This window comes from Nitrospirota bacterium, from assembly GCA_030645475.1.
In the GTDB taxonomy this organism is placed as follows: domain Bacteria; phylum Nitrospirota; class Nitrospiria; order Nitrospirales; family Nitrospiraceae; genus Palsa-1315.
Genome location: JAUSMA010000061.1, coordinates 26,874 through 45,289 on the forward strand (window position 1 = coordinate 26,874; position 18,416 = coordinate 45,289).

An 18,416-nucleotide genomic window follows, 5' to 3' on the forward strand; every position below is an offset into this window, starting at 1 on the left:
ATGCAAGGAAGATTGTGGGCGATATTGCTGGGGGGAGCCGTCGGGCTCTGGATCGTCCCGGTACAGGCCGAGTCCTGTGTGCTGGCGCCGTACCATGCGGGTCTCACGTTTCCAGTGTCGAAGGTTGAGCCACGATGGGCCTGTTCCCTGCAGGCGATTGTCGACGGATATACGACGGCCAGCAAGGTTGGGCCGGTTGTCATCCCGCTTCCCGAACAGGTCTATCTCTATCTGCTGGACCGTCCGCCGATGGCCGCCGCGTTGATCAATCGGCTTGAGTTGGGTCCCTACAAGGCAGAGGAGCGTGGCGCAGCTCGTTTCTGGGGGGATGATGGAGAGGGGGCGTCCGGAACCGTCGAACTTGTCTATCAGGATCGTACCAATCGGATTTACTTCCTGGACGGGTCTTACGAGGGTACGCTCTTGCCGCCGGTCAAAGGGAAGGCGGTCGTGTTTGTGAGAATGAATCCGATGAAAGATGGACAGGGAAAGGACGCGGTTGAAACGACGCTGGTGGCCTACACGAAATTGGACAGCCGTCTGCTGGCAGGGCTGGTGTCGCTCATTCGTCCATTGGTCGGAAACACCGTGACACGGAAGCTCACCCAAGGAGTCAATATCGTCAACCGGCTAGGACAGGAAATGCGGCAACATCCAGATCGAGTCCTGTTCGAGGCGATCGACCCGCCATCGTTGTCGGACGACGAGGTGGCCTTCTTACAGCATGCGCTGGAGCGCTTGTCGCATGGCAACGGCTCGATCCATTCAGGGACGGCTGCACCATGACAACGACACGCAGTTTCGCCCTGCTCTGCACCGTCGGCGTGTTTTGCTTTATCAGCTATAACATGGTCCGGATGCCGGTGTTGGCCCTGTTTGCAGAATCGCTCGGGGCCAGTCCTGAACGGATCGGGCTTATCGTGTCGGTCTCCACATTGACCGGGGTGTTCCTCAAGTTGCCGTCCGGCGCCCTCTCCGACATCTATGGTCGGCGGTTTCTCTTGCAGATCGGCGTGGTCGCGTTCGGGCTTCCGCCGTTTCTCTATCCCTGGGTCACAGATCTCGATTGGCTGACCGCCTTGCGCTTCTTTCATGGGCTCGCCACTGCGATCTTCGCACCCAGTGCGCTGGCGACTGTGGCCGATCTCTATCGAGAACGGCGTGGCGCGGCGCTCGGCACCTATACGGCCTCGACGCAATCCGGTGCCCTGCTCGGTCCGTTCATTGGCGGCTATCTGATCTACGCGTCGGGATTCCCCGCTGCCTTTGTGACGGCCGGCCTCTTCGGCTGCTTCGCCATTGTCATCTTCTATAGCCTGCACCTCACGCCGCCTCCTCCGCGCATTCAAGAAAAGGGGATGGCTCCGCTGCTGGCGGAGATGTGGAAGGGCTTTCGGGTCATCGCCAAGAATCGCAAGGTCCTCATTACCAGTTCGACCGACGCAGCCAAGATGATTGCGAACGGGGCCTTGATGGCCTTCCTCCCGCTCTATGGGATCTCGGTAGGATTGAATCCTGGAGAAGTTGGACTGCTGTTTACGGTCCAGGCCCTCACGTCGCTTGTGTCGAAGCCGATCATGGGTCGGGTATCCGATCGTGTTGGACGTCAGCCGCTCATCGTGATCGGCCTCGTGATCTGCGCGATAACCTTTGTCTGTATCCCTCAGGTGTCGATGTTTTGGCTGCTCTTGCTGCTCTCGGCGGGCTTTGGATTCGGCGAAGCCGTCGTCTCGTCTTCCTCGTCCGCGTTGGTCGCCGATAGTTCCGAGTTCAAGACGCTGGGGGCAGGGATGGGCATGCAAGGAACAATTGGAGACATCGGCCATGCCAGTGGGCCGCTATTGGCAGGCGTGTTGATTGCACACCTGAACTATGCCAACGCCTTCGCCATCATAGCCGGCCTACAACTGGTTGCGGCAGCGTTGTTCTGGATGACGATGAGACGAACGTAGACGTTGTTCTGGCAAGAGGCGCGGGGCGAGAGGCCAGGGGCGATCAGAAATAAGGTCTCGCCTCGTGCCATGTGCCCCTCGCCCGGTTTCTATACGATTTGGCAACGAACCGTCATGAATAATGTGGACTAGTTCTATATAATGACAAAATGATGAAAGAGATCGCGTCAGAGAACATCGTGATTGGCACCCTGGCCGGCATCGGTTTGCTGGTGCTGATCTTCTTGTTTGTCTATGTGGTGAAACGGATCATGAGGGACGAGTAATGTTTACAGGTATCGTCGAAGAATTGGGTGCCATCATCTCGGTCGAGAAGACTCTCGTCGGAACGAGGATGACGGTTCTGGCCTCAATAGTCCTGGGCGACCTCAAGATCGGGGACAGCATCAGCGTGAACGGCACCTGCCTGACCGTGGTGAACAAGAGCGAGTACAATTTTTCCGTGGAGGTCTCTCCCGAAACGCTGTCTGTTACGACGCTCGGGCAGCTCACTGCCGGCGCGCCGCTGAATCTGGAACGGGCGATGAAGCTGAATGAACGGCTTGGCGGGCATCTCGTAGCCGGTCATGTGGACGGCATCGGCACGGTTCGCAGCCGCCAACAAGATGGGAACGCCATCTTGTTCACGATCGAAGCTCCATCTGAGATTCTTCGTCACTGCATCCTGAAGGGGTCCGTCACAGTAGACGGCATCAGCCTGACGATCAACCAGGTAACCGAGCGTGGCTTCTCCGTCGCGATTATTCCACACACGGCGAAGGTCACGACCCTGGGCCTCAAGCAAGTCGGCGATCAGGTCAACCTCGAATCGGACTTGATCGGGAAATACGTCGAACGATTATTACAGGAAAGGGCGCAGCTTCCGGCCAAGCCAACCCCCGTTATCGACAAAGACTATCTCCAGAAGCGCGGACTTCTCTGACGCTCGACCTGAGTCCTCGGCTCGATCCGTGGCGTGACGCAAGGCTCACATCGACATACCCTCTTCAAACGTGGTTACATGCTTCACTCGCCGAGCCGTTCGATCATACGGCTTATCGTGGGGCAAGCCGGGCACATTGGTTTTCCGTACCTGTTGAGCTTGAATTGATACCGTTGCCGAAAGATAATCCACGGGAGCTAGCGATGAACAGAGGGGCTCGACAAGGATTCATTGCTGCCGGTGTCGCAACATTGACGGTCGTGCTCTTTGTTTTGGATCTCCACACGCCGCTGACTCTGGCCACCCATGTGCTCTACATCGTGCCGGTCCTTCTCGCTTTGTTTTCTCCGGTGCGGTGGTTTCCTGTTTCCGTTGCCGTCGTGGTGACCATATTGACGGCTATCGGGGGCATACAGAGTCCTCACCTGTATGACATTCCTCTCTGGATCCCGGTGGTCAATCACCTGCTCAGCGGCGTCGTGATTTGGATGCCGGTCTGGTACTCCTTCCAACGCCACAAGCATGCAGAGGAGTTACAACGACTTAACGAAGCCTTGGATAGGCGGGTGCAGGCTCGAACGCAAGAACTGGCTTCGGTCAACGAATCATTGGTGGCGGAAGTGGCTGAACGGATGCAGACCGAGCAGTCGCTCGAATCCAGCCGGCAAGAACTGCAGAAGTTGGCCTCTCGGCTGCTACGGGTGCAGGAGGAAGAGCGTCGCCGTATCTCGCGCGAGCTCCACGATGATATCAACCAACGGCTCGCGCTTCTCGTCATGGAAATCGAAGCGGTGGAACGTCAGCTTATGGCTTCACCCGTTCATGTGGGACGAGCCGTCCGAGCGATACAGGATCGGGTCGTGGAGTTGTCGGAGGATGTGCGTCATCTCGCCTATCAGTTCCATCCGTCTATTCTTGATGACCTTGGCATTCCGATCGCGTTGCAGCGTTTGGTGGACGATTTTTCGGCTCGAAGCAATGTCCGAGGGAGCTTTTGTCACAAGAACATTCCAGATGTGGTTCCCCAGGAGATCGCCACCTGTCTCTATCGCGTAGTTCAAGAAAGTCTCAATAACGTGGCTCGCCACGCGCAAGCTTCGCGAGTCGATGTGGAGCTGGTGCGGTCGCGTTTCGAGCTCACGGTGACGATCACGGATGACGGGGTGGGATTTGACGCTGAACCGTTCCAGTACGGAGAGCATGGATTGGGGTTGCTGAGCATGAAAGAGCGAGTCGCCCTGGTTCAGGGGACCCTGCAGATTGTTTCTGCCGTGGGAAAAGGCACGACGGTATTGGTGGCGGTGCCGGTGCTGGAGGAAGAGGCATGAGCAGGCCCCGGGTGCTCTTGGCGGATGACCATACCCTGGTATTGGATGGATTCAGGAAGCTGTTGGAGGATCGGTGCGAGATTGTGGGCGTCGCGGAGGATGGCCGTACCCTGCTTCGAATGGCCGAAGAACTCCAGCCGGATATCGTGACGCTCGACATCTCGATGCCGCAGCTCAATGGGATCGACGCCGCCAGGAAGCTGAAGAAAATACTTCCTCGCATCAAGCTGATCTTCGTCACCATGCATGCCGACTCGGCCTATGTGAATGAAGCGTTCAAGGCCGGTGCTTCCGGCTATCTACTGAAACGATCTGCCGGCTCAGAATTACTCCAAGCCATTGAATCGGCGATGGGTGGTCAGTGTTATGTCACCCCATTGGTCGCAAAAGGTCTGGTGAAGTCGGTCATCACCGGCGGCAGGCCTGCGGTGTTGAAGGACGAACCACTGACGGCGCGTCAACGAGAAGTCTTGCAACTCGTGGCGGAAGGGATGACGGTCAAGGAGATTGCGACGACCCTCAATATCTCACCGAAGACCGTCGAGTTTCACAAGTCGCAGATCATGACCCAACTCGATCTTCATACGACAGCGGAGCTGACAAAATACGCGCTCCTTCACGGCCTCACCGCATCGGACTAAGCTTTTGCACGCTTCCTGCCCGTACGAGCCGGCTCCGCAGCCCCGATTGGGTATCACGGTTTATCGAGCACCCGAGCGCCATGCTGCGGGACTGCAAGTGGAGCCATGCATGCAGCAGAAGCTTGCTGAAGACCGTGGCCGATTTTCCTAGGGAGATTGGCCTGCGTCCCTAGGGATAAGCCTAGTGTGCGTCCTCCTTCCTCCGCTTTAATATACAAAAGAAAGTGTTCACAGGAACATTCTCAATTAGCGGAGGGCAGATCATGGAAAAGATGCGGCTTCTTCTGGCGGATGACAATCCACATGTGCTGCAGATGCTGGCCTGCCTTTTGTCGGACGAAGATCGGATTGTGGGGACGGTCCCCGATGGGAGAACCCTCCTCACCGCTGCGGCCGAACTCAGGCCGGACATCGTGATTTCAGACATCGATATGCCTGGCGTCAATGGATTGGAGGCAGCCAGTCAATTGCGGGAGCTGCTTCCGCACACGAAAGTCATTCTCATGAGCGGTCATGACGACTCGGACCATGTTGCGCGCGCCTTTGCTGCGGGAGCCTATGCCTTTGTGTCAAAGGGGCAGGTGGGGGATTTGCGAACCACCTTTAATGAGATCATCAGAAATGCCCTCGCACGACCAGTATCTGAAGAACTTGTAGGGCATGGCATGACCGGTACGAACGTATTCAATTTCTGAAGAGCGGAGTGTTGCCATATGAAGCCCGATGAAGGTCTCACACAAGCAACCGAGCCTGATTTTCACGCGGTTCGTTGCTTGCTCTGCCACAGGATGCGGTCGGCTGAATCAACTGAGCTTGCCGCTCCGGAATGGGATGAATCGTCCGGGCTCCTGCACCGTTACCGTATTGGGTTGCCTGAGGTCTTTGTATCCGATACCTACTGCGATGAATGCGAGGTCTTTTATCGTCAGCTCATGACCTATGGACATCCTGGGCAGGGATCGGGAGTCTGGGACGCGCTTATCCCGCCCGTCATGTAAGACGCGACAATGGCAGCGTCCAGGAGACGTTGTGTGGCGGCCATACGTTGAGTCCGTGACGGCGTGAGGCAAGCTATTTCAACGTGTGAGGCGACAATGGGTGCAGGATCAGGACCAGCGCTGGACGGTCAAGCTCATCACACCGACGTCGGTATTGTCATGCTGGGAGAGTCATTGCAACTGCACTATGCGAATGATCGGGCACGCCATTACATGGACCGAGCGGGGAGTATGGATTCGGTCGTGCCACATACACATGACCTTCGCCTCGAAATTATCAAGTTGGGGACACAAATCCGGGAACGCAACACCAGGGGATCATGGTTCCATCCTGATGAGGACGAGGCCCGAAAGACCGTCAGAACGACACAGGGAGCATTTAACTTGCGCGGGATGCGAGTGCCGGGTCGCAGTGAGCGAGCCGAACAACAGATTATGATTCTCATTGAAGATCGAGTGAATGGGGCGTGCTCAACGAATTTTCAGGAGGTTTCCCGATAGGCTCTGATAGTTAGGGTGAGTTCCGGTTATGTCGGCTGGGACGGGGTGGCGTTGCAACAAGGTGATACGTCATGGCTCCTCTTGAGAAAACGCGAATCGATAGTGAACGGGAGAGACCAGCGCGTATGAGAATTGCCGCTCTTGTTCGGAAAGAATCGTTATCAGCGGAAAGGGGTCATGCCACTGGGCAGACGTCCATGCGCCGACGTATTCTGGTCATCGATCATGACGATGAAGCGAGGGACATGGTCTGTGAGCATCTGCTCGGGCTTGGGTTCTCTGTGGCGAGTGAAGACAGTGGGTTTTCCGGTCTTGTTCGAATCGCGCAGGAAAAGGCGCGGGCTCCCTTCGACGGACTCATACTGGAGCTCGATATGCCGTTGCTTGGAGGGATGGCGATTTTGCAGGAAATGCGGGACCGTCATTCGGAGATTCCGGTGATTGTGACTGCGCTATCGAGCGAGATCAAGCGTCTCCGCGACGCGGTGAATCTTGGAGCCAAAGAGTATCTCGTGAGGCCGTTCGATGCTGAACTGTTCGCGAGGAAATGCCGACGCATATTTCCTAACATTGTCAGTTCGACCTGATCACTTGAAAAGTCCAGACGATCACATCCACGACGTTCGCGTAAGTTAGATCGGTCCTTCTGGTCTGTCGAACCGACCCGCTCCGCTCGATAATTGAGGCCCGGAGAGTGCAGGTTCCAGGCTAAAGATATTCAGGGATATCGCGAGTGGCATATGAGATGTGAACGCTGCCGCGGATTCATCATTCCGATGCATTTCTGCCACGAGCATACGTGGGAGTATGACGGGTGGCTCTGTGTGAATTGCGGAAACGTGATCGATCCCCTCATTGAGACCAATAGGGATGTGCAGGCTCATGGGGGCGTAGGGCCGATGACACAACGAGGAATGCGTCCAGCACGGGGCGCGGTGGGTTCGATCCAACCTCTTCGTGTCCCTCGCACATGATTTAACCGGCCACAGTCGAAGATCGACTCGACGGGGATACGCGAAGGCGATGCGTGTCTCTGCATTCGTATATCGTGAGGGCAGATTCATGAGTGAAGCGCAGCAGAAACAGGGCATTCTTGTCGTCGCGAACGATCCGGATCTGCGGATGATTGTACGGCTGGCCATGGAAGAAGCAGGATACGAGGTCCACGAAGCACAAGTCGTTCAGGCGTCCTGTGCGGCACATGAGAAATTCCCTTCCCTCATGATCGTGGATCTCTCCAAGTCCAAAGAGGGAGAACCCGACGCCGTTCTGACAGCGATGCGCGAGCATCCGAAAATGAAAGTCATCGCGATTGGCGGCGGGAGTCGACCCATCAACGGGCTGTTCGAAGACAAGCCCTCCGGGGTGGCCAGGACGTTCTGGAAACCTTTCGAGCTTGGAGAACTCGTTAAGGCGGTCGAGAAAGAATTGAGCGTCACGGCAAGAGGATTGATCAATGTCTGAAGAAGTCCAGCAGCGCATCCTGTCAATGCTCCGACGGTTCGTCTCCAGGATCCACCAGTTTCGATCTGGAGACCGAAAAGACGCGCAGCGGAACGGTCTCACGGCCGTCTTGGTCTGCCTGGCATTGATACCCGGTTGTGCGAACCAGCCGGCCACTCAGCCTGTTCGGACACACGACATTCAAATCCGGGAGCACGTCAGCCCGCAAGACTTGTATGTTACTACCGGGGATGAGGTGCGCTGGCAAAATCTGCGGACCGATCCCGTCAAAGTCGGGCTTCTCAGTCATCACCATCTGGATCTCGTTTCATGCGGGAAGGGATTCACGCGGCTCGGCATGGTGGACGATACGGCGACGATTCCACCGATGGGCTACGTGAGCTTATGCTTTTCCAGACCCGGGATTGTTCAGTACAACGTCTGGTTGAATCCTGCCGATCCCCGCGGACGCATGACTCCCACAGCGAGAATCGAGGTATCTAACCTCTCGACCGGTCGAAAATAATAAAAAAAGAGCGTATCCTTAAACCAATTCTGCATGCCGGATAGCGGCTTGTACGAAGCGTTATGCGCTTGCGGGATGCACAGTGGACGATCTCTCGCAGGCTGACAGCAAATGTATGGCGGACAAAAGGTATCGCACGATGAACAGAATAACTCAATGGTCGCGTTTCTCGAAAGAACATGCTCGTGGGTTTTTCGTCGCAAGAAGCAGGACCGCATCGACGGGGTTCTTCTCGATGATCGCTCTCGCAGCGACAGGCACGATGGTTCTCGTCTGTTCAACGACTCATGCAGCCGGAAATGCTTCGGAGATCTACACGTTAGAGGGGATTGTCCAGCTGGCGTTGGAACACAATCCGACGATGGCAGGCGCGCAAGGGTTTATCGATCAGCAGCGTGGCCAACAAACCCTTGCGGGATCCTATCCCAATCCGACGGTAACTGGAAATACCGGAGTGGGAGAGATCAGAGATGCGGGACGGGCTCAAATCCGTGAATCGCTCGCACGGGAATCGTTGACCGAATATAACGCCACGATCGGGCAGCCCTTGGAATGGCCGGGGATGCGTGCCGCACGGCAGCGGGCGGCAGATGCCGGAGTGGCCACGGCGAATTCCGGTCTTACGGAAACCCGCTTGAATCTTATCGCCCAGGTCAAAGTGGCCTTCTACGATCTCCTGCTGGCTCAACAGGATGCCGGCTTGGCCAGGCAGAACCTCGACATCGTCGACGGGGTGGCCAGAATCGTCAAAGCACGGGTCAAATCAGGGGAAGCGCCTCAGTTTGAAGCGATCAAGGCCGAAGTTGAAGTCCTCAAGGCGCGGCAGCAGCTGGCGCGGGCGGACAATTCAGTCCGGATCAGTCGCGTCGTCGTAGATACCTACACCGGCGGCGTCCTGGGACTCTCCTATTCGGTGAACGGTGAGTTCGTCGGTATCCCGAAAGGCATTCACGTCGATCCCTTAATGACACGTATGCTGGACCAGCATCCCACCATTCAACGCCTGCTTCAATCGGTTGAACAATCAGAGTGGAAGCTCGAGTTCGAGCGGCAATCCCGGGTGCCGAACGTCACGGTGAACGGCAGTTACTGGCGGGAAATCGGCCGTGAAGCGTGGCAGGGAGGACTCTCGGTTCCGATCCCGACCTGGTATCGCCGCCAGGGGGAGATCGCCTCGGCGTTGGGCACCAAGCGACGTGAGGAGGCTGAACTGCTGCGGGCCCGCAACGAGCTTGTGCGAGCGGTGCATCAACATTATCAAGACGCCAGGACTACGGCTGAATTGATCGAGGTGTTCGACAAAGGTTTGTTGAAACAAGCTCAGGAGGCTCTGCGGCTCGCGCAGTTCAGTTTTCAGCAGGGGGCGTCCAGCCTGTTGGAGGTCTTCGACGCGCAACGTGTGCAGCGACAGATTCAGATGGACTACGTGCAGGCTCGGTATGACTTGTCAGTGTCGCTGGCTCGGCTCGAACGAGCGGTCGGAGGGACGCTATGAGCGATACCGTCTGTGCCGCACTGAGTCAGGCGTGGAGAGAGAGTTCGGCACGAGGTTTCACGGGCTCGGCTCTCGGTCTGCTCCTCGGCGCGGCAGCGGCAGTATTCGGTTGTGATGGTGCGCCGCCCACGTCTGCGGTTGCGCCGCAGCAGGCTGCCCCTGTCGAAGGACTCGTCCGTCTGTCGGCGAAAGAATCCTTGCGTGTCGGGGTGGCAGTTGCCCCGGTGGTTCGGAGCGAGTTCAGGACCCACCGGGAGTTTCCTGCTCTCGTCCAGCCGAATCAGCGCGCGATGGCTGATATTACCACCCTGGTCCGGGGCCGCGTCGTCGATGTCTACGCGGATCTTGGCCAACAGGTTGAAGCGAACGCCCTGCTGGCGATTCTCTATAGCAGCGACTTAGGCCTTGCCCAATCTGCGTATCTCAAGGCGCGGGCTCGGCTCCACCTCGCAGAGCAGGCGTATGCGCGGGCGAAATTTCTCCTGAAAGAACAGGTGATCGGTGAAGCCGAAGCGCAACGTCGACAGGCGGAATTGCTCAGCATGCAAGCGGAAGAGCATGAGTCGCGAGACCGCTTGAAACTGCTGGGGATGGACGACGATCAATTTCTCCGTCTTGGCCGCAGCCGGAACATTCAATCCCATGTGCCGATCGTCGCACCCTTCGCCGGCCGCATCATCGGGCGCAACATGACGAGAGGTGAAGTCGTCGAGACGACCGAGAAGCTCTTTGTCATCGCCGACCTGTCGGAGGTCTGGGTGCTGGCCAACATTCCGGAACGGGATATTGCGTTCGTTCACGCCAGCCATGCTTCCGGAGGCCGACAGGTGGAGGTTCGGATCAATGCGTATCCGAAAGAGGTGATGACGGGCACCATTACTTATGTGGGCGATGTGCTGGACCCTGCCACTCGCACGATGCAAGTCCGGCTTGAGTTGCCGAACCCTGACGGGCGGCTCAAACCGGAAATGTTCGCGACAATCCGCCTCTCGTCCGAGCCCCAGCCTGACCAGCTCGTGGTGCCGGATGCCGCATTGCAGCAGGATCAGGGTCGGACATTTGTTTTTGTGCAACGGGATGCGGATACCTATGAAGCCCGTGATGTCCAGATCGGTGAATCCAACGGGATTGCCACGACCATACTCGGCGGCCTGAGCGAAGGAGATCCGATCGTGACGCACGGCGCCTTCCTCTTGAAATCTGAATTATTGAAGAAGCAAGTCTGATGGTCGCGCGACTCCTCGAACTGTCCCTCCGCCAGCGCATGCTTATCGTGATCTTTTCGATCATGATCGCGGCAGGAGGGCTCTACGCCTTTCGAACCATTCCCATCGATGCCTTTCCCGACGTCACCAGCGTACTGGTGCAGGTGGTCACCAAGGCGCCCGGACTGTCGCCGGCAGAAGTCGAACGGCTGGTGACCTATCCGATCGAACTACAGCTGACCGGTGTGCCCTCTTTGACGGAGCTGCGATCGCTGACCAAGGTCGGCCTGTCTCTCGTGACGATCGTCTTCGACGATTCAATGGATATCAACCTCGCGCGCCAACTGGTGCTCGAACGGCTGATTGAAGTGAAGGAACTGCTCCCCCCTGGGGCGGAGCCGATGTTGGTGCCGAACAGCACGGGACTCGGGGAGGTCTTCCAATATTATCTGGAGGCACCTTCACGTCCCGCGCAGGACCCTGCCGCGAATGAACGGGCATTGATCGATCAGCGCACGATTCAGGATTGGGTCATTCGACCGCTGTTGAAGAGCACGCCGGAGGTCATCGACGTCAATTCGATGGGCGGCTATAGCAAGCAGTACCAGGTCCTGATCGAGCCGGCAATGTTGCGCAAATACAACCTCACCCTCCACGACGTGTTTGAAGCCATCGCCAACAACAATGCCAATGCCGGCGGCGATATCCTGGAAAAACATGCTGAGAAATACATCGTGCGGGGGGTCGGACTCATCCGCACCATTCAAGATATCGAACGCATCGTCGTGAAAGCCGTCGCAGGGACGCCGGTCTTTGTCGGCGATGTGGCCCAGGTACGGGTCGACCATGCCGTCCGGCATGGCGCCACAGTGCTGAACGGGGAGCGGGAGGTGGTGAGCGGTATCGTCCTGATGTTGCGGGGGGGCAATGCCCGCGACGTGGTCGAAAGCATCAAGGCTCGCATCGAGGACATTCATGCCAAGCAGTTGCTTCCCGATGGACTGAAGATCGTGCCGTTCTACGATCGGATCGAACTGATCAATGCGGCCTTGAGCACTGTCTATAAGGCGCTCGCGGAGGGGGTGGTGCTGGTTGTCATCGTCCTCTTTCTCTTTCTGGGCAACGTCCGGAGCGCGCTGATTGTCGTCGGTACCCTGGTTCTGGCCCCTCTGGCCACGTTCATCGTGATGGGCCAGGTCGGGCTGACGGCCAACCTCATGTCGCTGGGCGGATTGACCATTGCGATCGGCATGATCGTAGACGGATCCGTGGTGGTGGTCGAAAATGTCTATCGGCACCTCTCGCTGCAGCATGGCAACGTCAGGAAGCACAGCGAGGTGATCCTGGCGGCCGCGAAAGAGGTCGCGCAGCCGGTCGTGTTCGGCATCTTGATCATCATCATCGTGTTCCTGCCGGTGCTGTCCCTCCAGGGGATGGAAGGCAAGATGTTCAAGCCGTTGGCCTACACGATTATGATCGCGCTCCTGGTGTCGCTGGTCCTGTCGCTGACGCTGTCGCCGGTCCTCTGCTCCCTGATGTTGAAGCGGGGAAGCGAAGAAGATCCCTGGATCGTCCGCTGGGTCAAGCGTCTCTATGCACCGTCACTTCGCTGGGCGCTCGGGAATGGGAAGATTGTGCTCAGCCTGGCAGTCGGATTGCTCCTGTCCAGCCTAGTCCTCGTGCCATTTTTGGGAAGTGAGTTCATTCCGACCTTGAATGAGGGCTCCGTCGCTCCCCAAACTATCCGGCTTCCCAGCGTGTCGCTGCAGGCCTCCATCGAGATCGAAAAAGACATGCAACGCGCGATGCTGGAATTCCCGGAAGTCGAAATGGTGCTGTCCAAGATCGGCAGAACCGAATTGGGGAACGACCCGCAAGAGGCCAACGAAAGCGATCCCGTCGTACGGCTTCGCCCGCTCGATCAATGGACGACTGCCCGCACGATGCCGGAACTGATGCAGAAGTTCCGTGAACGGTTGACGCGGGTCCCCGGCGCCACCTTCCTGATCAGTCAGCCCATTCAGCAGCGGGTCGATGAGTTGATTTCAGGGGTGCGGACGGAAGCGACGGTCAAGTTATTCGGTGACGATCTGGAGCTGTTGCGGCTCAAAGCGAACGACATCGCCGGCGTGCTGGCGACCGTGCGCGGGGTGCGGGACATCAAGGTCGAGCAAGTGTTCGGGCAGCCCTACCTGACGATCGATATCGACCGCGGCAAGATCGCCCGGCACGGCATCAACGTCGCCGATGTGCGGGAGATCATCACGACGGCGATCGGCGGGAGCGCCGCCACCCGTGTGTATGAAGGCCAGCAACGGTTCGATCTGTTCGTCCGTTTTCCGGAACAGTACCGGAACAGTGCCGAGACCATCGGCAATATTCTCCTGACTGACGCATCCGGCAGGCTGGTTCCCCTTGGCGATCTGGGGACGGTTCGGGTGGAGGAGGGGCCTGGACGGATCAGCCGCGAACGGCTACAGCGCTACGTGTCTATCGGGTTCAACACGCTGGGGCGTGACATCGGCAGCCTGGTGTCCGAGGCTCAGGAGAAAATTACCGCACAGGTGGCGCTTCCGTCCGGCTACACGATCACGTGGGGAGGGTCGTTCGAAAACATGGAACGGGCGATGTCCAGGCTCAAGATCATTGTGCCCATGACCATCGGGCTCATCTTTCTATTGCTGTACTCGTCGTTCGATTCGCTCCGTCAGGCCACACTGATCATCCTGAATCTGCCTTTCGCCTTGGTGGGTGGGGTCGTGGCGCTGTGGCTGACGGGGGAGTATCTTAGCGTGCCTGCCTCCATCGGCTTCATCAACCTCTTCGGTGTGGCCGTCCTGAACGGCATTGTGTTGGTCTCGTATATGAACACGTTGCGTGACGAGGGCCGCAGTCTGGACGAGGCCGTGGTGGTCGGTTGTCTGCTCAGGCTGCGCCCAGTCCTCATGACGGCATTGGTTGCGCTGCTGGGCTTGCTGCCACTCGCATTTGCCCGTGGCATCGGTTCTGAGGTGCAACGGCCTTTGGCGATTGTCGTCATCGGAGGACTCGTCAGTTCCACGTTACTGACATTGATTGTGTTGCCGGTGCTGTATCGGTGGATGGAGGGACGGGTCGCGGCTCCGGTCCCTGCAACGGAGTCCGATGTCGACGAGGCTGCGGTGTCTCCGAGCGTTTCCGCAACCGGCAATGGTCACGCGGACGGAGTAGAACCGGTCTCGTTGCATTCGTAGTTCGAAAATGCTGGGATATCGATCTTGTAGAAAGAGCCGCGAGGCGAACGATCTGAAGAGAGTGGGGTGAGATGGGTTGGTTCTATTTGTGTGTGGCGGGACTGCTGGAAATAGGCTGGGCGATCGGATTGAAATATACGGAGGGATTCTCACGTCCATGGCCCAGTGCCTGGACGCTGTTGGCTATGGTTGGCAGCTTCTATTTTCTGGCGCTGGGGTTACGAACCATTCCGGTCGGGACCGGCTATGCCGTATGGACCGGGATCGGAGCCGTCGGGACTGCCACATTGGGGATTCTCTTATTTGCCGAGTCGACGGCTCTTCCACGGTTGGCCTCACTTGCCTTAATTATTCTGGGAATCCTCGGTCTCAAAGCCAGTTCATAGCAGGCTGCTGAAAATGTCCGTCAGCTTCGTTCTCAGCTCATCGAAATCCTCAACGTACCACTGAGGGTACGCCTCCGGTTTCGATTCGCCTGCGGCCTTGCTGAACGAACATTTTGAGCAGCCTGCGAATGCGTGTCCTGTTATCCCATAACATTCGACAAGGGCGATCTTCTCTGTCGCGGACTGCTATAATCCGAAGTCGTCGGCTTTCAGCGATCACTTTTCAAAATGGATAGGGTTCAGAATGGCACAAAAGTCTTCTTTATCGTCTAAACGGTTTACGGTGGATCGATTGCTCTCGAAGCTTGGTGTGGCGTCCCGGAGTATGAGTCAGGAATGGGTCCGTGCAGGACGAGTGCGCATCAATGGTCGAGTTGTGCAGGACCCGGCTACGTGGGTCCTGTGGCCGAAAGATGCCATCGCGGTCGATGACAAGCCGATTCAAGATTCGGCCAAGCGATTGATTCTCTTTCATAAACCCAAAGGGGTCATCACCACACATAGCGACGAAAAAGATCGTCAGACCATCTTCGATCTATTGCCGGCAGACTTGGGCTATCTGCATGCGGTCGGGAGACTCGATCAGGCGACCAGTGGGTTACTGCTGCTCACCAACGATTCGACTGTATCGAGTTATCTCACCGATCCTGGTCATAAAGTGATGAGGACTTATTTGGTCTCCGTGCGGGGAGAGTTCACTGAGGCCCAAGCGACAGAGGCCGTAGCCGGAGTAGTCGAGGAGGGCGAGCGCCTCCAGTGTCATACCGTGAAGATTCAGAAGAGCTCCGGACGCGAATCCCATCTGGAAGTGGTCCTGGTCCAGGGGAAGAATCGTGAAATCAGACGGCTGTTCTTGGCCTTGGGGCATGAAGTAACCAGACTTAGGCGCATTCAATATGGGCCGTTCAAATTAGAGGAACTCCCACCGGGCGCTTGGCGCGAGATCCCAATCGCGGACGCAAGAAAATTGCTCAAGCTGTAACCTGCCTTCCGACCCCCTCTTCTGTAGAGTGGAATTATTCTTCGCATCAACGTAGATTGCCAGCCCAGGGCACTTGTACACGTAGGATTGTGCCGTCGACAGCCCGCTGTCGTTCATCTCAGACCAATACGCTAGACACCTCCGCACTGAATCTACGCGGACTACTCCTGTTCCAGCATTTTTGAGTCACCTTTTTTCGTAGGAGAAGCACTATGGCCTCGACGACTTCAGGCAAGGGCAACGTTCACAGAGCGATGGGGATGAGAGCCGCCGCCCTCGTCGTGATGTTAGGGATGGTCGTAGGCTGTAGTGGCAGCGACACGGCTACTCCTGCTCCTGCCACCTCTTCCGTTGCATGTCTATCGAGTACGATTGGTCCGGCAGGCTGCACGCTCACAGGGCCCGATGGCGTACAAGTCGTGGTGCCAGCCGGTGCATTGAGCCAGCCGACCACCATCGGCATTGTGCGTAACCCTCCAGTCGGCGCGCCGGCGCCCCTGCAAGAGGGCAACGCCCCAGCCGGCCCGGTCTATGAGTTCACGCCGCACGATTTGGTCTTCAACGTACCAGTGACGATCCGCATACCGGTGCCGGCAAACGGAGTCGGGCTAGAAGTCTTCATGGCCAGCCTCGGTGCGGATTGGCAGGTGAATAACGCCACTCTGGTCAACGGCTTCGCCGAGTGGCAGCGGAACAGTTTCTCCTTCGGCATGGCGGGGTTGGCTTGTGCTCCTCAGGCGGGTGACCCGTATCCCTGTTCTTACCCGTCTGGCGGAGCGAGGGTCACGGCTACGCCGAGCGCAGCCATTACTCAGATCGCTCCAGGCTGGCTTAATTTTGGAAGTGGAAGTGCAGGGTCCTGGCGCGTGAATCCTCCCGGTGGTACGGTCAGTGTGACCTTGCACTATCGCGCCGCGCCCGATTGCAGCGCCGTCGGCGGCGGCGGACTGTCCGGAAACGTGAGATTGATACGCTGGAATCCGGCTGTTCCGTTGAATACACCTGGCAGAGTCACGACCGTGTTCGACCAACCAGTCACGCTTATCCAGGAACAGGTAATCCCGCCTATCGGAACTATGAGCCACGGCGGCGGCCCCACTTTCCGCGGCGTGGGCAGCACGACGGTCGACATATCCTCGCACCTCGGCGATGCGACCAACGCGTTTGGCTTTACGTTTTCCTGCCAACGTCCAGGTCATCCCGTGCATACAGGAGGCGATCTTGTCACGATCATCGGGCCCATGCCTGCACCTAGCGCGACGTTCACCATCGGTGGCACGGTCAGCGGCCTGACTAGTTCTGGACTGGTGCTACAGAACAATGGCGTCGATGATTTGATTGTGCCTGCGAACGCTTCTTCCTTTACCTTCAACACAGCCGTCGCGGCAGGCACATCTTACGCCGTGACTGTAAGGCTCCCCCAACCAACTGGCCTGAACTGTACCGTGCTGAGTGGCATTAACACGGCCAACGGCAACGTCACGAATGTGGCGGTGAGCTGCAGCCCCGTCAGCGGTCCAGTGCCGTTGGCTGCGACGGCGATTGCGGCTGGTTTCTGGAATTCGCTGGCCGTGGCGACCGACGGTACCGTCTGGGCCTGGGGCTACCTCGTTGATCCCACGACTGGCGGCTACAAGAGCGCGGCTCCATGGGCCACGACGCCCGTGCGGGTGCAGGGGTTGACGGGTGTGAGGACTGTCGCTTTGTCCAGTGAATCTGGAGCGTTCTACGCGCTGCACACCGACGGCACGGTCTCAGCCTGGGGCCGCAACGATGTCGGTCAATTGGGCGACCGCACGACCACGACACGTACGACGCCTGTCAAGGTGCAGCAGGGTGTAGGCCTGGATATGGATGAGGTCTGCTCGATCGCAGCCGGTTCAAACATGTTGCTCATGGCCCGCGAGACAGGCTGCTCTCCCGGCAACCGTTCCATTAGCTTCGGCCCGTGGATCGTCGGTCTGTTTAGCGGCCAGAACTTTGGCGGCGATAACGCTACTGGATTCCCGTTCAACGGGGCCATCGCGAAACTCCCGTCAGGTTGGCCGGTGGGGCAGACGGCAGGGCAGACCGCGAGCGTTATGACGGTGCCTGACGCCGCTAATGTCGGTGGTGCGGTCGCTATTACGACCGGTCGAGGTGACGGGTATGTGTGGGGCGCTAACGGCAGCAATCGTTTGGGGGCTGGCCCCTCGGTCTCCTTTGTGGGAGGTGCAACCGGCCCAGTACTTGGGGGCTGGTCAGGCTTTGTCCCCCTTGAGATTGGTCGTGATTTTGCGATCGCGGTTGACGAAACCGGTACCTTGAATAGCGTCGGTCGCAACGCGGAAGGGCAGCTCGGCGACGGTACGATGACCAGCAGAACGACGATGGCGCCGGTACTCGGGCTTCCCGCATTTCCTGTGACAGCGTATAGTGCCGGCCAGGTGAGCGCGGCTGCTATTGTGAACGGACAACTATGGGCCTGGGGTTGGAACGACTTCAGCGGCGGCGTCGCCGTCACCAGGCCTGGACGCGTGGGCACAGGAACAGGCTTCACTCAGGTTTCGGTCGGTGACATGCATTCACTGGCCATCGGCCCTGGTGGAGAGGTCTATTCCTGGGGTGTTGGCACCAACGGTGGCCTCGGCAGAAGCGGCAGCGGAAGCCTCCCAGCCGTTGTCATGCGGCCCTGATTGCGCGCAATAGCGAATCATGAAGAAGGGCCGCACGTTTGATCGTCAAACGTGCGGCCCCTTTCTTTTGTTTTGAAGCAGCCGTGGTGGCTTGCAGGTCAGCAGGATGCAGGCAGATGGGTGGGATGG

General features: G+C 57.9%; 17 protein-coding genes. All 17 read left to right on the forward strand.

Going from position 1 to position 18,416, the window contains the following annotated elements; translation table 11 throughout:
- Positions 1-786: a hypothetical protein gene (locus Q7U76_12310; protein MDO8357165.1), complete on the forward strand. Its 786-nt coding sequence runs from the start codon at positions 1-3 to the stop codon at positions 784-786.
- Positions 783-1,952, forward strand: a complete 1,170-nt coding sequence (locus Q7U76_12315) for an MFS transporter (protein ID MDO8357166.1) — start codon at positions 783-785, stop codon at positions 1,950-1,952. Before Q7U76_12310 ends, Q7U76_12315 begins: the two co-directional genes overlap by 4 nt.
- 265 nt (positions 1,953-2,217) lie before the next feature.
- Positions 2,218-2,874 (forward strand): riboflavin synthase, encoded by a 657-nt coding sequence (locus Q7U76_12320; protein ID MDO8357167.1) that lies wholly within the window; start codon positions 2,218-2,220, stop codon positions 2,872-2,874.
- A gap of 203 nt (positions 2,875-3,077) precedes the next feature.
- Positions 3,078-4,202: a sensor histidine kinase gene (locus Q7U76_12325; protein MDO8357168.1), complete on the forward strand. Its 1,125-nt coding sequence runs from the start codon at positions 3,078-3,080 to the stop codon at positions 4,200-4,202.
- Positions 4,199-4,843: a response regulator transcription factor gene (locus Q7U76_12330; GenBank protein MDO8357169.1), complete on the forward strand. Its 645-nt coding sequence runs from the start codon at positions 4,199-4,201 to the stop codon at positions 4,841-4,843. Before Q7U76_12325 ends, Q7U76_12330 begins: the two co-directional genes overlap by 4 nt.
- Positions 4,844-5,106: 263 nt before the next feature.
- On the forward strand, positions 5,107-5,538 hold the full coding sequence (locus Q7U76_12335) for a response regulator (protein MDO8357170.1): 432 nt from the start codon (positions 5,107-5,109) through the stop codon (positions 5,536-5,538).
- Positions 5,539-5,556: 18 nt separating this feature from the next.
- Positions 5,557-5,841, forward strand: coding sequence for a hypothetical protein (locus Q7U76_12340; protein ID MDO8357171.1), 285 nt, complete (start codon positions 5,557-5,559; stop codon positions 5,839-5,841).
- Positions 5,842-5,937: 96 nt separating this feature from the next.
- Positions 5,938-6,342: a hypothetical protein gene (locus Q7U76_12345; protein ID MDO8357172.1), complete on the forward strand. Its 405-nt coding sequence runs from the start codon at positions 5,938-5,940 to the stop codon at positions 6,340-6,342.
- Positions 6,343-6,539: 197 nt separating this feature from the next.
- Positions 6,540-6,929 carry a response regulator gene (locus tag Q7U76_12350; GenBank protein MDO8357173.1) on the forward strand — a complete coding sequence of 130 codons (390 nt, stop codon included), beginning with the start codon at positions 6,540-6,542 and terminating at the stop codon, positions 6,927-6,929.
- A gap of 475 nt (positions 6,930-7,404) precedes the next feature.
- The gene (locus tag Q7U76_12355; GenBank protein ID MDO8357174.1) at positions 7,405-7,806 is read left to right on the forward strand and encodes a hypothetical protein; all 402 of its coding nucleotides are present in this window, start codon (positions 7,405-7,407) and stop codon (positions 7,804-7,806) included.
- A complete protein-coding gene (locus Q7U76_12360) occupies positions 7,799-8,311 on the forward strand; it encodes a hypothetical protein (protein MDO8357175.1) in 513 nt (170 codons plus the stop codon). Before Q7U76_12355 ends, Q7U76_12360 begins: the two co-directional genes overlap by 8 nt.
- A gap of 139 nt (positions 8,312-8,450) precedes the next feature.
- On the forward strand, positions 8,451-9,806 hold the full coding sequence (locus Q7U76_12365; protein MDO8357176.1) for a TolC family protein: 1,356 nt from the start codon (positions 8,451-8,453) through the stop codon (positions 9,804-9,806).
- Positions 9,803-11,032, forward strand: a complete 1,230-nt coding sequence (locus Q7U76_12370; GenBank protein ID MDO8357177.1) for an efflux RND transporter periplasmic adaptor subunit — start codon at positions 9,803-9,805, stop codon at positions 11,030-11,032. Before Q7U76_12365 ends, Q7U76_12370 begins: the two co-directional genes overlap by 4 nt.
- On the forward strand, positions 11,032-14,244 hold the full coding sequence (locus tag Q7U76_12375) for a CusA/CzcA family heavy metal efflux RND transporter (protein ID MDO8357178.1): 3,213 nt from the start codon (positions 11,032-11,034) through the stop codon (positions 14,242-14,244). Before Q7U76_12370 ends, Q7U76_12375 begins: the two co-directional genes overlap by 1 nt.
- A 71-nt stretch (positions 14,245-14,315) precedes the next feature.
- On the forward strand, positions 14,316-14,630 hold the full coding sequence (gene sugE / locus Q7U76_12380) for a quaternary ammonium compound efflux SMR transporter SugE (GenBank protein MDO8357179.1): 315 nt from the start codon (positions 14,316-14,318) through the stop codon (positions 14,628-14,630).
- Between the two features lie 244 nt (positions 14,631-14,874).
- Positions 14,875-15,612 (forward strand): pseudouridine synthase, encoded by a 738-nt coding sequence (locus Q7U76_12385; GenBank protein MDO8357180.1) that lies wholly within the window; start codon positions 14,875-14,877, stop codon positions 15,610-15,612.
- Positions 15,613-15,824: 212 nt separating this feature from the next.
- Entirely contained in the window at positions 15,825-18,287 is a 2,463-nt protein-coding gene (locus Q7U76_12390; protein MDO8357181.1) for a hypothetical protein, read from the forward strand.
- Positions 18,288-18,416: the final 129 nt, after the last annotated feature.

Bases quoted from the DNA above. Each gene is read 5' to 3' on its own strand.
- Q7U76_12310 (MDO8357165.1), top strand. From the start codon at position 1: ATGCAAGGAAGATTGTGGGCGATATTGCTGGGGGGAGCCGTCGGGCTC.
- Q7U76_12315 (MDO8357166.1), top strand. From the start codon at position 783: ATGACAACGACACGCAGTTTCGCCCTGCTCTGCACCGTCGGCGTGTTT.
- Q7U76_12320 (MDO8357167.1), top strand. From the start codon at position 2,218: ATGTTTACAGGTATCGTCGAAGAATTGGGTGCCATCATCTCGGTCGAG.
- Q7U76_12325 (MDO8357168.1), top strand. From the start codon at position 3,078: ATGAACAGAGGGGCTCGACAAGGATTCATTGCTGCCGGTGTCGCAACA.
- Q7U76_12330 (MDO8357169.1), top strand. From the start codon at position 4,199: ATGAGCAGGCCCCGGGTGCTCTTGGCGGATGACCATACCCTGGTATTG.
- Q7U76_12335 (MDO8357170.1), top strand. From the start codon at position 5,107: ATGGAAAAGATGCGGCTTCTTCTGGCGGATGACAATCCACATGTGCTG.
- Q7U76_12340 (MDO8357171.1), top strand. From the start codon at position 5,557: ATGAAGCCCGATGAAGGTCTCACACAAGCAACCGAGCCTGATTTTCAC.
- Q7U76_12345 (MDO8357172.1), top strand. From the start codon at position 5,938: ATGGGTGCAGGATCAGGACCAGCGCTGGACGGTCAAGCTCATCACACC.
- Q7U76_12350 (MDO8357173.1), top strand. From the start codon at position 6,540: ATGCGCCGACGTATTCTGGTCATCGATCATGACGATGAAGCGAGGGAC.
- Q7U76_12355 (MDO8357174.1), top strand. From the start codon at position 7,405: ATGAGTGAAGCGCAGCAGAAACAGGGCATTCTTGTCGTCGCGAACGAT.
- Q7U76_12360 (MDO8357175.1), top strand. From the start codon at position 7,799: ATGTCTGAAGAAGTCCAGCAGCGCATCCTGTCAATGCTCCGACGGTTC.
- Q7U76_12365 (MDO8357176.1), top strand. From the start codon at position 8,451: ATGAACAGAATAACTCAATGGTCGCGTTTCTCGAAAGAACATGCTCGT.
- Q7U76_12370 (MDO8357177.1), top strand. From the start codon at position 9,803: ATGAGCGATACCGTCTGTGCCGCACTGAGTCAGGCGTGGAGAGAGAGT.
- Q7U76_12375 (MDO8357178.1), top strand. From the start codon at position 11,032: ATGGTCGCGCGACTCCTCGAACTGTCCCTCCGCCAGCGCATGCTTATC.
- sugE (MDO8357179.1), top strand. From the start codon at position 14,316: ATGGGTTGGTTCTATTTGTGTGTGGCGGGACTGCTGGAAATAGGCTGG.
- Q7U76_12385 (MDO8357180.1), top strand. From the start codon at position 14,875: ATGGCACAAAAGTCTTCTTTATCGTCTAAACGGTTTACGGTGGATCGA.
- Q7U76_12390 (MDO8357181.1), top strand. From the start codon at position 15,825: ATGGCCTCGACGACTTCAGGCAAGGGCAACGTTCACAGAGCGATGGGG.